The 16,703-nt window shown below is 37.7% G+C and carries 11 protein-coding genes; 2 read left to right on the forward strand and 9 right to left on the reverse strand.

The genetic code is table 11. From position 1 onward, the window contains the following. Positions 1 to 7 precede the first annotated feature (7 nt). Both galU and NST47_RS31920 read right to left on the reverse strand, forming a co-directional pair. On the reverse strand, positions 8 to 931 hold the full coding sequence (gene galU, locus NST47_RS31915) for a UTP--glucose-1-phosphate uridylyltransferase GalU (protein WP_341158733.1): 924 nt from the start codon (positions 929 to 931) through the stop codon (positions 8 to 10). 15 nt (positions 932 to 946) lie between these two features. Further along, positions 947 to 2,779, reverse strand: a complete 1,833-nt coding sequence (locus NST47_RS31920; protein ID WP_341159802.1) for a polysaccharide biosynthesis protein — start codon at positions 2,777 to 2,779, stop codon at positions 947 to 949. Positions 2,780 to 3,179: 400 nt separating this feature from the next. Here NST47_RS31920 and NST47_RS31925 point away from each other — a divergent pair, with 400 nt between their 5' ends. Beyond that, a complete protein-coding gene (locus tag NST47_RS31925) occupies positions 3,180 to 6,263 on the forward strand; it encodes a right-handed parallel beta-helix repeat-containing protein (RefSeq protein ID WP_341158734.1) in 3,084 nt (1,027 codons plus the stop codon). 217 nt (positions 6,264 to 6,480) lie between these two features. Beyond that, entirely contained in the window at positions 6,481 to 7,554 is a 1,074-nt protein-coding gene (locus NST47_RS31930; protein WP_341158735.1) for an acyltransferase family protein, read from the forward strand. Between the two features lie 154 nt (positions 7,555 to 7,708). Here NST47_RS31930 and NST47_RS31935 read toward each other — a convergent pair whose 3' ends face one another. The 7 genes from NST47_RS31935 to NST47_RS31965 all read right to left on the reverse strand — a co-directional run bounded on the left by NST47_RS31935 (position 7,709) and on the right by NST47_RS31965 (position 16,664). Next, on the reverse strand, positions 7,709 to 10,099 hold the full coding sequence (locus NST47_RS31935; RefSeq protein WP_341158736.1) for a right-handed parallel beta-helix repeat-containing protein: 2,391 nt from the start codon (positions 10,097 to 10,099) through the stop codon (positions 7,709 to 7,711). Positions 10,100 to 10,167: 68 nt separating this feature from the next. Next, on the reverse strand, positions 10,168 to 11,712 hold the full coding sequence (locus NST47_RS31940) for a lipopolysaccharide biosynthesis protein (protein WP_341158737.1): 1,545 nt from the start codon (positions 11,710 to 11,712) through the stop codon (positions 10,168 to 10,170). 15 nt (positions 11,713 to 11,727) lie between these two features. Continuing rightward, a complete protein-coding gene (locus tag NST47_RS31945; protein ID WP_341158738.1) occupies positions 11,728 to 12,996 on the reverse strand; it encodes a peptidase in 1,269 nt (422 codons plus the stop codon). A 53-nt stretch (positions 12,997 to 13,049) separates the two neighbouring features. Next, positions 13,050 to 14,021 (reverse strand): polysaccharide pyruvyl transferase family protein, encoded by a 972-nt coding sequence (locus NST47_RS31950; protein WP_341158739.1) that lies wholly within the window; start codon positions 14,019 to 14,021, stop codon positions 13,050 to 13,052. Positions 14,022 to 14,059: 38 nt separating this feature from the next. Continuing rightward, positions 14,060 to 15,259 carry a glycosyltransferase gene (locus NST47_RS31955; RefSeq protein WP_341158740.1) on the reverse strand — a complete coding sequence of 400 codons (1,200 nt, stop codon included), beginning with the start codon at positions 15,257 to 15,259 and terminating at the stop codon, positions 14,060 to 14,062. A 14-nt stretch (positions 15,260 to 15,273) separates the two neighbouring features. Further along, entirely contained in the window at positions 15,274 to 15,903 is a 630-nt protein-coding gene (locus tag NST47_RS31960) for an acyltransferase (RefSeq protein ID WP_341158741.1), read from the reverse strand. Continuing rightward, a complete protein-coding gene (locus NST47_RS31965) occupies positions 15,903 to 16,664 on the reverse strand; it encodes a glycosyltransferase family 32 protein (protein WP_341158742.1) in 762 nt (253 codons plus the stop codon). The genes NST47_RS31960 and NST47_RS31965 overlap by 1 nt, the downstream gene beginning before the upstream one ends. Between the last annotated feature and the right edge of the window lie 39 nt (positions 16,665 to 16,703).

Consider the following 16,703-nt stretch of genomic DNA (forward strand, 5'->3'; position numbering starts at 1 on the left):
GCATCACCTATTTAGGTACAACCGAATAATAACTGTCGATTATTTTCGGTTGTTCCATAATTAATTCCTGCTCCAATAGTTTGGAAAGGTACGCGAGTAGACCGTATCTTAACTCATCACGCTGCAGCGCATATTCGATAGTCGTTTGGATAAAACCCATTTTGTCACCAACGTCGTAGCGTTTCCCGATAAATTCGTAAGCGTACATCGTTTCAAATCGGTTCAATTCGGCTAACGCATCCGTAAGCTGAATTTCTCCGCCGGCTCCAGGTTGCTGAACACTTAATATTTCAAATATGCGTGGAGTAAGGATATAGCGGCCCAGAATGGCGAGATTGGATGGAGCTTCCTCTTTCTTGGGCTTCTCAACCAAGTGGTTAATACTGAATAATCGTTCCTCGATTTTGAATCCGTCCACAATGCCATATCTGGAAACTTCCTCATCCGCAACATGCTGCACGCCGATAATGGAAGCCGCATGAAGTTCAAATTGTTCAATCATCTGCTTGAGGCAAGGCTTTTGTGCACGCACAATGTCATCACCTAAAAGTACGGCAAAGGGCTCATTTCCAATAAATTTACGGGCGCACCAGATGGCATGTCCAAGACCCTTCGGTTCCTTTTGACGAATATAGTGAATATCTACGAGATTGGTAGACTTCTGGACTGCATCTAATAAATCGAATTTTTGTTTTTCCAATAAATTGTGCTCCAGTTCGAAGGAGCTGTCGAAGTGATCCTCAATGGCTCGTTTTCCTTTGCCCGTAACGATAATGATGTCTTCAATCCCTGATTCTATCGCTTCCTCTACAATGTATTGAATGGTCGGCTTATCGACTATCGGCAGCATCTCTTTGGGCATGGCCTTGGTAGCCGGGAGAAATCGGGTTCCCAGCCCCGCAGCCGGTATGATCGCTTTTCTTACTTTCATGTTTAAACGCTCCTTTTAACCTATTGAGATTAATTTTTTGGAAATCGGGATCACATTGCTGCTGTTAGCTAATTTCAACAGCTGTTCCCTTAAGATGGCTTTATCCAGAGATGCGTAATTCGAGATCATTTTAATAATTTCCTCGGTATACAGATCCGCTGTTTTACCAACATAGATTTTCGGATATACTTGCTTTTCATCGACTTCATTTGCTTTAAACAATTCTTCAAAAAGCTTTTCGCCGGGCCGCGTACCAGTAAATTCAATGCCGATGTCCTCAAGGGAGTTCCCGGAGAGCCTGATTAGATTTTTGGCCAGATCGACAATTTTCACAGGATCACCCATATCCAGAATGAAAATTTCCCCGCCCTTGGCCAGTGCTCCGGCTTGTATCACTAATCTCGAGGCTTCAGGAATGGTCATAAAGTAACGAACCATATCCGGATGGGTAACGGAAACGGGTCCGCCCTTTTCTATCTGCTGTTTAAAACGGGGAATGACGCTGCCTCGGCTTCCCAATACATTGCCAAAGCGTACGGCAACGAACTTCGTATCGCTGGTTTTGTCCATGCTCTGGATGACCATTTCAGCCAGCCTTTTGGTAGCGCCCATTACACTTGTAGGATTGACTGCTTTGTCGGTCGAAATCATGACAAATATGTTCACACCATACATACTTGCTGCTTTGGCGACATTCATCGTTCCGATCAGATTGTTCTTGAGTGCTTCTTCCGGATTTTTTTCCATTAATGGCACATGCTTGTGTGCGGCGGCATGGTAGACCACGTGAGGTCGATATTTATTTATGATCGCCATGATTTTGTTCGCATCCTGCACATCTGCAATTTCGGTAATGCATTCAATTTGCGAGCTTCCGTAGCTGTCCTTTAACTCCATTTCAATGGAATATATGCTGTTCTCACCATGTCCCAGCAAAATGATTTTGAGCGGATCGAACTTCATGACCTGGCGACATATTTCTGAACCGATTGAGCCTCCGGCACCGGTGACCAAAACAACTTTATGCTTGATATACCCGGATATGCTGTCAATATCCAGCTCAACGGGTTCCCGGCCGAGTAAATCCTCTACCTGCACATCGCGAAACTGGTTAACCGAAAGCTTGCCAGTAACCAGATCCTCCAGCTTAGGCAAAATGAGCGTCTTCACTTTTGTTTTGGCACATTCCTCAAAGATCGTATTTAGCTGCCTTTTCCCTAATGAAGGAATCGCGATTACAATGTTATCTATGTTTAATGTATGGACTGCGTTCTCGATCTGATCGACACCGCCGATTACGGGAAGTCCCATGATATCGAGATTTCGAATGTTCACGTTGTCGTCTATAAAAGCGATTGGCAGCAGCTCTGAATCGTTATTTTTGGTTAACTGTCTGACCACCATCGTTCCTGCAGAACCGGCTCCAACAATCAGAGTGCGTTTTTTATCGTCATTTTTCTTGATGTAGGTATCCCGTACAATTCGCCAGCAAAAGCGGGAGCCTCCGATTAGTAGAATATGCAGCATCCACGTCACAGCGAGCAGCCGGAAGGAAACATCCTGAAAAATAACGAGTTGAATCATCGCAGCCGTTACAATTGAAAATGTGATGGCTTTTAGTATGAATAGTAATTCCCCGACACTCGCGTATTCCCAGGCTTTTTTATACAGCTTGTAAATCATTGAAAACAGGTGGTGACAGAGCAGCAGCGTGATTGAGCTAACAACGACTGGCAAGGTGATAACATGGATATCGGCGCTTACCAAAAAACGACTGAAAAAAATTGAAGTTAATACGATCAAGGAGTCTGCCATGATTAGCAATGATAACCTTTGACTATATGACAAAAATTTCACCCTCTCAATAAAGTACTGAACTCTTACTATTCTCATGGGTCATCTTACCCCACTTTAAACCACCCTCATCATGTACAGTTCATTATAGATATTCTCTATAGAGAACTATGTTGCAAAAAAATTTTCCATTTGGAGGTCAGCTCGTGAACAACCCACGCCAATCTCATAACCATAATCACACATTAAAGATACACTTTGTATCATAATTGTAGTTCTTTATAAAGAACATGTCAACACTCTATTTTTCTGCATCCATTCCTCCCCTACCTTCCAATGTTCGGCAAATTCCACATGGCATTCACCCTTCTTTGTCTTTCACAGGCTATTGTTGAAACAACCTCCCCAGCAAGCGCATAGTATACCCTACAACCATAAAAGGGGGGAACTTTCAATGATAAAGGCCAATATTGGGGATATTGATGATATCGATCTTACAAGTAAGTTGCCGGCAAATAATGATGTATTAACTTTTGACAGCACGATATCCAAATGGATTCCTAAAGCACTTAGTAGTAGTGGAGCTGCCAGCAGCCGCGAACCTGCCAATAGTATTTATGTAATTGAGTTAGCTAGATGGGGCATTTCTAATAATGGTTTAAATCCATTAGCAACAACACAAGGAATCAACAATGCTCTCATTTGGGCAAACCAAAATGGATTTACGACTGTTAAGCTACCCGCTGGCACCTATATGGTTGGCAAAGGATCAGCAAACGCTGATTTTAGCGTAAATGCTTGCATTCAACCACAGAGTGACACGATATTAGACTTGTATGGCTGTGTAATCCAAAAGGAAACAAACGGCTGGGAATCCTATAATGCCATAAAGATACAACGCAAAAAAAATATAACTTTACTGGGTGGAACCATTGTTGGGGATAATGATACTCATGATTTTGTTACCTCACAAGGCATACATGAAGGGTGCATAGGAATAAACATCGACGATGGATCAAAAAATATCAAATTAGAAAATATGGAAATCACTTCTTTTGCAGGATATTCGATATGCCTAACAGGACGTTTTTCACAATTAGTACTGACTAAAGTTGCAGATTGGGAAGTGGGAGCATTAAGTTCAACTGATGGAACCGCCCAAGCTAACGCCAACATGATGCGAATGAATAAATATATTCAATTAGCTACACTGGCCACTATTTCTGGTCAGGGAATTACTAATAACACAACAACAAATGGCGGATATTTCGTAATTTGGGGAAATGGGTATGGTTCATATGGAACCAGATATGATGGGGAACCTGTGAATCTAAGTAAATCCATATTTGAAATCCATTGTTATGATGCGAGTGGCGTTTATAAAGGCAGAATACAAAAGAGAGGAACAGATGCGATTTATTTAAATACGTTACCTTCGGGAACTACGCAATTTAAGCTTGCACTTAGATATGATATTACCCAAATCATTCCCAGTACTTATCATCTTGAAATCAATGCGTTCACATTCTCCAGTGTTATTGAAATCCAGAGCTGTAAAATTCATGATTCCTTTTCTTTGGCCATTGCTATTACAGGAGCTCAACAAATTCTGATTGAAAACTGTGAAATGTACAAGATTGGCAATGCGAAGACGATAATAGGGAGAAGGCTATACCCATTCCCTATGGCTATTGACATTGAAGATGGAGCCAATATTAATCAGCATATTATCATACGAAACAGCATATTCCGCGATAATGAAAGCTTGCATATAAGTGCTGTACATGCCAGAAATCTAATTCTAGAGAATAACAAGTTTGATACACCTACAAATGGTAATAACGGCGGAGTCATATTTCAAGGAGCTCGGGGTGCAAACCTGCTATCTAAAAACAATTACTATAACTGTTCCGTAGGTACTGGACAAGAAAATACAAAATTTCAAAATGATATCTTTGTAAATGCACAAATTCAGATGCAATATGAGACGATTTATGAAGGTTGTCAATTTGAAAACATGTCTTTTCAACTGGATATCGTTACCTATGGGATATGGTCGGCTACGGCTTATGATGTGGGTAATGCCGTGCTGCCTACTGTTAAAACAGGTGCTTGGCTCAGTAATCCACTCTATTATGTATGTATAACTGCCGGAGCTGCTAAATGGGCAGTTAAAAGATATTTTGTTAAGGATCTGGTCATCAATAATAATAAAATATATACGTGTATAGCTGCACCTGCAACCAACAGCACGAATCAGCCTACAGGAACGGGTACCCAGGCATACGCTGATGGTTATACATGGCAATATATCGCAGATAATATTGAGCCTGTATGGAAAACAGATATGACAGACACAACTGATAATGCCAACAATGTGTGGAGAGCAAATGTATATTATGGAGACAAAAGTTATGAGACTGTAAGATTTAAGGATTGTAAAATTAATTATACAAAAATTGAAGGCGTGGTCCCTTGGATTACTCGCAGGGGCGCTGTAGAATTTGATAGCTGCAAATTTAATTTAACAAATGTATCGGGTTACTTTACGGATGCTTCATCGAGTAGTGATTATCTTGGTAAAAATAGTTTCAATTTTAAATACTGTGAATTCATTAGTCCAAATTATATGGGTGGTATAAAAGGAGATAAGATAACTTTTAGTGACTCCATATTTAATGGAAAGGCTGGGAGCGTTTCCAACGCTGCTAGTCAAGCAAACGAACTTGTTGTATCAAATTGTGTCTTTAATAACTTTGACATCAAATTAAAAGGTAATCCAAACACACTGACTAAGAACATTTATTTCAGTGATAATCGCATATATCTTAACAAAACCAATAGAACATATGGAATCAACAATGAAGGCATCTTTATCCAGAACTTTGAAAATGTATTCATTGAAAACAATAAAGCATTTATGACTAGTTCAAGTGTAGTAGCAAGGGCACTAACCATCTATTCAGAAAAATATGTGAAAATCACAGGTAACTATTTTGAATCTGCAAATAATAGCAATAAGCTGGAGCTATTTGGAGCTCTCAGGGATGCTACCTATACAAATGCTATTCCTTCTTTAACTGCATATATAGATAATAACTATATGATTCAGTACAATTTTTTACTTGATCCTACTTACATTTCACAATTACGAAAATCACTGGGCAATGGATTAACAGATATCAATTCACCTTCTGTAGGATCAACAGATCGAATTTCCACACCACCAACTACGGGTGCTTATGTCCTTGGACAAATATTGTATCATTCTACGCCAACTCCCGGTGGTTATCTGGGTTGGGTATGTACAATAAGTGGAATAGCTAATGCTACTGCATGGACTGCAGGCACAACCTATGCATTAAATGCTGTTGTAAATACGGGAGGAAATGTATATAGATGTACGGCTACTAAAGGCGGACCCAGCATGAATCAGCCTACAAGAATTGCAAGTGTACCTTTGAATCCAGATGGTTATTCGTGGCTTTACCTTGGCCCATTAGCTGTATTCAAAACCTTTGGCGTTATTTCTCCCTAATCCACACGCGTTAAATTAGTGAGTTATTCAAAGTTAAAAAATGATCATCGAGAGTTCTCGATGATCATTTTATTATCCATTTAATGGATTGCTAACTCCCTATTGTTCTTTATAAAGAACTATAGTACTATTTTCTTATCAGCTGATAAATAACATTATTAGTAAAAAGATTGAAAATCGTGCGGGAGTTAGTAACTAATAGAGGAGTGAGTTATATTTGACAACTGAATCAATCAAAAAAAATTTCGATACACTCCAACTTCTAAGAGGCATTGCAGCAATGCTAGTTGTATTTTATCACGGCACACATACAGAATTGCTAAACATCTTTAAGTTGGGTTATATGGGAGTTGACTTGTTTTTCGTATTAAGTGGTTTTATCATTTTATATATTCACTTTTCAGACTTCGGGTGGAAAAAAAAGTTAAAGCCTTATTTACAGAAACGAATTATTAGAGTTTTCCCTTTATATCTAATTGTAACTTTGTTATATGTTACGATTGTGTCAATATTCGGCCATCAAATACCATTCAATTATATGATTAAATCGATACTTCTACTGCCCCAAGACGAGGATCCGATTATAGGCGTTGCTTGGACATTACAGCATGAATTACTATTTTATTTTTTATTTAGTTTATGTATTTGGCAGAAAAAATTGTTTGTCCCGTTAGTAACTGCATGGGGATTGTCCATACTTATGTTCTCAACATTTAAACATATGTTACCAAGTAGTCCTGTTCTTAGCTTGTTCTTTTCTCCAATTAATTTAGAGTTTTTATTTGGCAGCTTCATAGCGTTGATAATAATTAAGAAAAAGATAAGCCATATAAATTGGGTGACAAGTGCAGGCGTAATTATTTTGATGATGTTTTTGTTGTTAAACCTATTCGACATTTTTAATTTTCACAGAGTTATAGCTTGGGGGATTCCATCAGCGATTATCATTTTTGGATTAGTAAATTTGGAACAGAAAAAAGAAGTGAAAATCTCAAGAGTATTTATTAGGTTGGGTGACAGTTCCTATTCTATATATCTAACCCATTTGTTAACGTTGTTAGTATTGGAATCCATTATTGAAAGAGTCGAAGTCTTAACTTTAATCAATAAGAGTCTTGTTGAAATCATTGTTTGTATGGTAGCAATTATAGTAGGATGCGCTTTTTATTCACTAATCGAAGCACCCTTGCTAACTATTCTAAAGAATAAATTGACTCCATCGAGTAAACAGTCAATTGCACTCAAAGACCTTGAAAGGGATTCTCTATTGAATGTAACAGTAGAAAAATAAACCTATAGATGTCTGTCTTCCCCCGTGAAATCAACCAACTGAGTTGCTATGTCAAAACAACCCGGAGAAAAACAAAAAACGGCTCTTTCGCAAATGCGAACAGAGCTGTTATTTTGCCATTATTCCACGCAACAGGCAATCAGGACGTATTTTTTTATTTGAGTAATTGTTTATTATTCATATTGATATCGTTCGTTTTCAGGTCAAGTTGTGCATTATATAAAATATTATCTTGAATATCGTAAACTGGCGCGCCAGTACCAGCATCGATCGTAGAAATACCTTTAGCATTGTTGTTTGTAGTAATCGTGTTTCCTTTGATAGTGGCTCTCAATACGGTTGCAGGGTTCATAGCTTCACCCGTTATGTTGATTTTAATCGCGGCAATATAGCTTTGGGTAAGACCAAGAGCATTTAGTGAATTGTTCAAGATATTAATCTGTCCCGCTTTCTTAACAAGAATAACGGCTTGATTTCCAAACATGGTCCCACTGACATCCATTGTACTATTCTTAATAGTCACGTTGGCACTCGGGTTATCAACAGATAGCGCTGCATTTTTCTTTGTTTTAATATTACACCCGTCAATTACCCAGGTTCCACCGGTCCCGGAAATAGAAGGAGGCACATCGCTCTCTGCAGCTGCTTCAAACACGCAATGGGTATATGTACCTCGTGGCAAAGCAATTCCTCCGCCATATGCAAGAACTTTTACATGATCAAAGGTGCTTCCGTCCGGTGCGTTTCCACCAAGACCTGGCAGAGTGGATTTACCCGTTATTGTAAGGTTGGTAACATGAAGAGGTTGATTGTCCACAAGAAATCTTCCGCCACTGCCATCGGTATTGTTTAATGTGATATTAGATGGTGTAATCCCATAAGGTAAATCAGGTTGTAACCATAACGTGGCGTTGGTTAATATCATTCCATCGATGATAATACCGTGACCAGTAATACTTGCCATGGTGCCATTAACTTGATTCCCAATATAAGTAGCTTCATTCTCATTGGCAATTTTCGATCCCTCAATAATATTATTCTTAATAATGGCGCCGGTTCGAAATGGTGAGGACACAGCAACTCCTACAGAGGATTTGGTTTCATTCGGACCCAAATAGTTGTCTTCAACCGTCACGTCCTGCCCGTCATATAAGATGACATTATACGAATTATTGTTGTAAATTTTATTGCTTTTAATTATAAGATTCGTATTTCGATTACCATATTGACCAGTACCGCCTTCTAGATCAATCCCTGATTCAGGAGCTGTCCCTTTAATGTCATGAATATTGTTGTTCGTAATCACAACGTTATCTGCACCAGCAACGGTTATACCCTGTCTGCGGCTAAATGAGAATTCCGAATTTTTAATAACCGAATTTCTTGTCACCGCACGATTCCATATCATAAACTGAATCCCTGCTGTATCCGTCGTTTCCAGGACTGCTTTGAAGTAACTCGCTTCCTCAGGTACAGTAATCAAACTCCACATCAATTCCTGATCTTTTACACTTGATATGAAGGTTCCATCCGACTTATAAAAATAAACGTGCAGCGGCATCGTTTGCTCTCTTCCCACTTGCAGTGTGGGGCCGAACATGTTGCTTATTTTGAATACAGGATCACTCAAGCTGGTTACTTTATTGTTATTTGTACGAACTTTGGTGGGATCCGCAACCAGGTTTCCGTTATCATCAATGGATCCAGATTCAAAATCCTGATCATAGGCAATTGAAACTTGTTTATTGTTCCCGCAAATACATAGAGCGTCACCTGTAAAATTAGTTGATTTTACACCATCCACTACTACGTTGTCCGGACCGGCGAGCATAATACCTGTTCCACTTTCATGAGTACCGTAGCTCCATGAATAATCTTTTCCGGAATAGTCATGTGTATCTTTGTCTCCACGATAGGTTCCGCCTTTGAGCGTAACATTTTTAACTTCTTGACCAACGTACAGCAGCGTGTAGCCTTCCCATCCGTTCGTTTCTTTTTGAAGAACAGCGTTATCATCCAGCCAGAAGGTCATATTGGAAACCATGTTAATTTGAGCTGTTGAATCATTTAAATTAGCCGATTTAGCGATAAGATAAGTGCCAGCTGGGACCTTAAAGGTCGTCTTGCCATTCTGGCTTGCCCATTTTAACGCATCGTTAAATCCTTTTGTGGTTTCCACAGGATTATTACCGTCGGTTTTCATATTCCATCTGCTTGTTTCTAACAAATAATAGGTGGGATCGATACCGGTGATCCACATGTTACCCATCCAAGTTTTTATATGGTACCAAGTCTTATTTGTAGCATCGGTCCATTTTTCAAAAGAATAAACATTTTGAGGTGATAAATACCCGATTTCTGCTACGTCGTCAAAGGGGAAAGAGCGAAAAGACAATTGTTTATCCAGCGATAACACTTCATCAGATGGGATCACTTCACCGACGATTGCCCGGGGACTCACTGAAGACTCATAATCCAATGCATAATTATTTTGGGGAATGAACAAAATCAGAACAAATATTATAAAAAAAAATATTTTTTTCATTATTGCCCTCCTATACCTATCTGAGGCTAGCCGCATTTGCGATTGAACAGAGGAAGCTGTGGGTTCCTTTATGGTGATTCCTTTACCAACAATCTAGATGGTATTTTATTAGTTATCGAATGTGCGATATTCCACAAATATTTAAATTCTTCAGATCTCCTAAATATCATAAAGAAAATGAAATTCGGAATAATGAGACACAATACTGCTCGTATGACGATATTTAAAATAAGGGAAGTATGAATCAAGCTACCAAGCATATCGGTTAGAATTGCTGAAATAGTAACCAATGATACAAAACTCATATATCTCACAAAATAGTTCATTACCGACCTTTTGAAAACAAATCTAAATATGACATAAGGGTCATACCAGAAGTATGTGCAGAATCTACTAATAACCGTGCCTAAGAGGACACCAGCAATCCCCATTTTTTGAACGAGGAGCATAGAAACGACGACATTAATAACAGCCGCTATAATGGGTCTATATTTCCCCCTTTTAAATAAACCTGTAGTATCTCTAAAGGTTGTGGAGGCGTTTTGCATGCCAGCAGTATAAAAATTTAATAATATGGCAAACACGATGTACTTATCAAACACATACTTATCACCCAACCAAATATGGATAAATGGATTGAATAAACTCCATAAGCTCACTACACAAAATCCGTATATCCAGAAGTTAGTGAAGTTCAATACACGGAAAACAAAATACTTTTTTTCTGCATTCTCATTTACATTTAAATTTCCAACACTGGCCGTAATCGAATAAAATAAATAACCCAACAAGGTATTCAGTGTACTAATAATCAGTAAGTAGTTGGAGTAAACCCCCACCCATACAATCCCTACAAATTTAGAAATAATGATATTATCGGTTCCATTAATTACTACACCACTTATTTTATATAACATTAAAGCATATAGATTTTCGAAAAACAGTTTTTTGTCCTCTTTGGATAATGTCGCATTATTTTTCGTGTTCAAATAGGGATATAATTGATTTGCTTTATTGGCAACATATATGTTTTCGATTACTCTGAAGGCGATCTGAGTTGAAAGAACAACAATATAATTACTTATACTTACCAATACTATAATTTGTGCAATATTGGATACAATCGTAAACACACTATGAATTTTCGAAATAATATGATTATGCTGATCTGCAATAATAATAGATTGTTTGTATACAAAGTAATAGGACAAAACGGAATTAGACAAGAACAATAAATAAATAATCGTGATGTTACTAATCGTGGTCTCGCCATTCATCAGATTTGGCAGGAAAGGCAGCAGCGACAATCCAATCAATAAAATAATGATGCCTATCCATCTATAAGCTTTTTGATACAAATTCATTAGGGCCTGGATTTTATTAATATCATTTTCAGCCAAGGGTTTATATAAGCTATATACGATTGCTGTGTCAAAACCTAAGTTCGCAAGTGATAACATCATTAATATACTTGTAAAAAGTCCATCCACACCCAAATATTCTATGCCCAAAGTATATATAAAAACGGTTCTAACCATAAAACCCATAATGGCACTAATGATTTGGCCGGAAAGACCAAAAAACATATTATTTAATGAATTTTGAATTCTCATTTTATAACCTTCTATTTATGTATTTTGCTCAAACACACGATTAAATTTAGTGGAAATCTTCCTTTTTAAAATGGGAAAGAACTTGGTCACCCTGTATTTGATTAAAGCCCTTTTACGCTGGACAGCAAAATCATAATCTAAAAACCAGTCTAACAATTCCTTATGTAAAATATTTTGGCGATTTTCCCTCATTCGATTTTGAATGATATTCCAATAAATATGAATAAACGTGTGGGTAAAAAACTTAACCTCATTATCCAAAAAACTTTTTACATGTTCGGAAAACTGGCTTGGAATATGAAATCCATAGTCCCTGGGCTCTTTACCTTCAGCGATGATCGCCAAAATTGTTCTTAAACATTTTTCACAATTACAGCAGTTTTCTCTATTTTTAAAACAAACTCTTATATTCACTGATTCCTTAGAAGCCGAATAATAGTCTACCATAAACTTAACCTTATCCTGCCTGGTTAATTCGTAACCATCATGAAACACACTACCGGAAGCATATTTAATTTTATTGTCCACTGTAGGATCAGAGGCACATGCAACTTTATGATAAGGAGAGTTGGAGCTTGCAATGTATATGCACTTTATCTTAAGTTTAAAGGCTATAGGGATAGCCGCAGATATAATAGCTAAGCCATGATGTAACCCATGCCACCAAGAATCTCCTAATTTTCTCGAAAAATCATTATCGATATTCACGGCATTCATAAAGCTTCCATAATTAGATTGTATAAGGATGTTTTCTAATCCATGATCCTTTGCGAACTGTATAGCATTTTCTTTATCGGCCTCCCATACTTCACTATCCTGAATATCGTTCTCATGCCAACCATACTCAGTAATTAATAATGGCTTTTTGTTCTTGGTTCTTATAAATGTAGTAAGCGCATCAAGGCCCCCGCTGAATAATGCGGCCGCCTCGCGCTCATATTTGTAAGTGTTTTTTGTAATTTTATCTACAACCATTGTGCCTTTAAACTTAATATTCGGAAACATATTTTGATATGCATTTCTGATGGGATTTAAACTTTCGTAAAAAGATTCATCTATTTCATTCACGCAGATCGTTGCGTTAGAAATCCATATGAGCGGAATGACATTGGCAACGAACGGAATCGTCAAAATGCTTTTGGGGATATCTGTAATGTCGAAATTGTATTCAAGGAACATATGATTTTTTCCCTTAAAATACTTTTGCATGTTCCCGGTAATACTAAAAAAGTAGTCCACCCTATTATCTTTCACAAAGACTTTATTAAGAGTTATACTGTTCATATTATCAACCTCTTTCATCTTTTATGAACCATTCACTTCCGACACAAAGACCATTATTTAAATTGGTTTAACCACTTGTTTACAATATCGAAATTCACATTCACCTCTGTTACGATATCTGAATTAATCATATTTTCCAGGTTACTAAGCTCACTTCTGTCAACGAGGTTAAGATTATAGGTTTCTTTCATTCCCCGGGCTCTTTCATCTATTGCAATTATAATTGAACGCTTTTTATGCCTCATTGCAAATATACCACCGTGCAGCCGCGTTCCAATATAGTCAATATCTTTATTAAGCATGGCTTCGTACTCTTCCACAGAAGGTGGAATCACTTTAATATTTTTTGTGTTCTTAAAACATTTGAAATATTCTAAATCATGCTCCCCTTGGATCCAGTAGTATACATGCTTATAATTTTTATTCAAAATATCAATTAACATCTGATCTTCTTTTAAAGGCTGTATTGAAGGATCCGGAGTAAGAGTGAAGATAACTGAGTCCGACTTTCGGGTTGGAATTTCTTTGCAAAACTCGGGTGTAAGAGACCATAATGTCGCACAGCCTGTATTTAACGCTTTAAAGCCCATTTCCTCCAAAAATTTCTTTGTTCGTTCATCTCTAACGCTATGTATGTATTCATGCGACAATACTTTCTTATATAACATTTTGGTATACCTGTTAATCTCATTGCCTTTACCGGCACCCACTCCAACTAAAATACTTCCTTTTAATGGACCGTAATTAAATATATTAATATTCCATTGAGGGAAGTGAGTAAGCATATTCATGGTTAATAAATTTGAGCCTCCGACAAACTTATATTTAGCATTACTGAATATCTTAACCACATTGGAGCCTCTGGCTACTTGATACCAATGAAAGGGTGATACATGAGTCGGTAACGTGAGGACATTGGTATGTTTAGTTATGTTCAGCAGCTGATATCTGACACACTTCATAATAATATCGTCTCCCTTATTAAAGGAGCCCACAGATGTATCTAACATTAAAACATTTTCCATGAAAATAAATACCTCCTAGATTTTTGTGAAGTTTATGATCACCTGATTATCTGGTATAGCTTCTTCACTTCCGCTTCGTTACTATAACTGCGTTGACATGAATTGTTCGCAATTTTGTTCCTAAAGTCGACATCTTCAAACATTCTAGTAATACCCTCAACAATTCCATTAACATCCATTGGACAAATATGTCCATCAAAACCATCCTCAAGCTGACTTTTTGCAGTAGGGAAGTTTGTAATAACAACCGGCTTACCGAGAATTTGAGCTTCTGTCACTGTAATTGCCTTGCCTTCGTATCTGGAGGGTTGAACATAGAGATCACATGCTTTGATATATGGATATGGATTTGTTTTTTTGCCTAATAACACAAAACTATCTTGTAAGTCGTATTTGGTTATTAGCTGCCTTAGTGTATCCTCGTAGCTGCCATATCCGATGACATACCACTTGATGTTAGTAAAACCTTTATCATGCAAAACCCTAAGCGCTTCTATCGCCATATCAAATCCCTTGGTATAAGATAATCGTCCTACAGATAAAACATGAAAACTTTCATCTTTTTTTTCTTCAAGAGAGTTATGATTATTAGACATTTTCTTAATAAAATCAGGCGAGGTTATATTTTCAATGCTGATGATTTTTTCCTCCAGGAACGGGTACATCGTTACAAATGATTTCGTACAGGCATCCGAGATCGATGCGATATAATCAAACTTATTCCAAGTTTCAAGGTCTAACTCATTATCTATTTCCAATTCACTATAATCCGTATGAATCCAGGCTATTTTCTTATCAGCATCTACCTTGTCAGCTATCAAATCATGAGGCCAGGCATAGCTGATGGCAAGATCATACTTCTTGGGTATCTTCGGTAATAAAAAGGAGGTGTATTTCGAAACTAGCTGCATTTGAATATAACCGGAGCCTTCCTTCAGCCTTCTCGCCCTGGCTTTAATACCTGCGATACATTTACACATAAGTCTAATCATGGATATGGAATAATGCCTCTCTCTAACACATTGAATAACAGACTTTCTAAAAACCGTATATTGATCAACTTGAGGTAAAATATGGGCTTGGGCTGGGATTAAGCTCATAAAGTCGCCCTTGTGATTACAAATTAACACATCTACATGATAGTTATCGTAATCAAAGCTCTCCAGCATATTAATTAAGCTTCTTTCAATGCCGCCGATTTCCATATCGTATACCGAAATTAATATATGTTTTTTCATGGGATCCTCACTGTTTAAATGACTTCTAATTGGGGGGTAGGCGAATATGGAACATATTTGTTTTCCCTTTTATTCATAAACAAGGTATTGGCGGGAACATCCCCCTTGACAATGCTTCCTGCTGCAATCACAGCGTTATCTCCTATGGTCGTATCTCTCAAAATAACGACGTTGGATCCAATCCATACATTGTTGCCGATGGTTACTTGACCCATGATCAAATGGTCGTTTGTTTGAGCTTTATAGTTATGATCATGATCATTAATACATACATTTGGCGCTATCTTCGTATATCTTCCAATGCTTATCCGGTTTACACAATTAATATTGCAATTGTCATTAATAAAAACTTTGTCTGCAATAAGCAGCTCACCCTTGAAATCTATTCGAATGCTGGCATTTTTTCTAATAAAAACGAATTTACCTATTGTCATTTTGGCATCTCTACTGAAAATTTCTATTCTGCTGTTCACTTGGAGCGAGTAGATCGACGACTTGATGTTCTTAAAATAGATCATTTTATACAAAAATCCCCTTATGATTCCTATGCAATGCGAAATATTCATGATTACTGTTAAATAAACGCCTCTAGTTCGGCATTCTGCAATAAGCACCGCAGCTATTTTTCTCCATATCGGGATCATCACTGTTCTCTCCTTAAGGAATTGTAACCATACATTTTCCTTAACTTTGCAATATTCTCACCGCCTATAATTTTAGATAGAGCCTGTTTGAGATGGCCCTTAAATCTGGCTTTAGGGGATAACCAGCTCTTGTGAAAATGATGCATGGTGTAGGTATGCTCAGTTATAAATTTTCTACAGTTTATATAATCATAAGGAGAGAAATAGGTTTGCGGATAAAAAGCTCCTATGCCTTCCAACTCCTGATACTCCCCGTCCGGTCTTAGTCCGATCCCTTCCAATATGCTCGTGATAATGGCGACATTGGTCAAACCATCGTAGGTTCCATCGTTTTTGATGAAGCTCTTTTGCGCATAGGAATCCAGAAAAGTTTGTATCAGCTTATTACCTCTAGCCGCTCCAATCGTACTTGTTGCTATGTAGTTCTCTTGTTCGAACCCCCAGAACGATTCATGATGCAGCAGATCATCGAAGGGTTTAAACACTTCAACATCGGTGTCCAGGTAAATCCCTCCAAAATGATATAGAGCGTATACCCTTACATAGTCACTAACAAAGGCGAATTTTCGGGATTCATAAGCCTCTTTAACATATGTATGACAATGAACGTCAAAGTTCTCTTCATTCCATTCTATAATCTCATACCCAGATAAATGTTCATGCCAGCTATATAGGCATTTTTTGACGATATCCGGTTTTTCCTTACCGCCAAACCAGCAATAATGGATTATTTTACTTATTCGTTGATTGTTCAGTTTCATATTTCTGTCTCCTTCAAATAACCAGGATCGCTTCACCTT

Origin of the sequence: Paenibacillus sp. FSL H8-0034, from assembly GCF_038000305.1 — a bacterium.
Taxonomy (GTDB): Bacteria; Bacillota; Bacilli; order Paenibacillales; family NBRC-103111; genus Paenibacillus_S.

Bases quoted from the DNA above. Each gene is read 5' to 3' on its own strand.
- NST47_RS31935 (WP_341158736.1), bottom strand. From the start codon at position 10,099: ATGAAAAAAATATTTTTTTTTATAATATTTGTTCTGATTTTGTTCATT.
- galU (WP_341158733.1), bottom strand. From the start codon at position 931: ATGAAAGTAAGAAAAGCGATCATACCGGCTGCGGGGCTGGGAACCCGA.
- NST47_RS31925 (WP_341158734.1), top strand. From the start codon at position 3,180: ATGATAAAGGCCAATATTGGGGATATTGATGATATCGATCTTACAAGT.
- NST47_RS31960 (WP_341158741.1), bottom strand. From the start codon at position 15,903: ATGATCCCGATATGGAGAAAAATAGCTGCGGTGCTTATTGCAGAATGC.
- NST47_RS31965 (WP_341158742.1), bottom strand. From the start codon at position 16,664: ATGAAACTGAACAATCAACGAATAAGTAAAATAATCCATTATTGCTGG.
- NST47_RS31945 (WP_341158738.1), bottom strand. From the start codon at position 12,996: ATGAACAGTATAACTCTTAATAAAGTCTTTGTGAAAGATAATAGGGTG.
- NST47_RS31950 (WP_341158739.1), bottom strand. From the start codon at position 14,021: ATGGAAAATGTTTTAATGTTAGATACATCTGTGGGCTCCTTTAATAAG.
- NST47_RS31955 (WP_341158740.1), bottom strand. From the start codon at position 15,259: ATGAAAAAACATATATTAATTTCGGTATACGATATGGAAATCGGCGGC.
- NST47_RS31940 (WP_341158737.1), bottom strand. From the start codon at position 11,712: ATGAGAATTCAAAATTCATTAAATAATATGTTTTTTGGTCTTTCCGGC.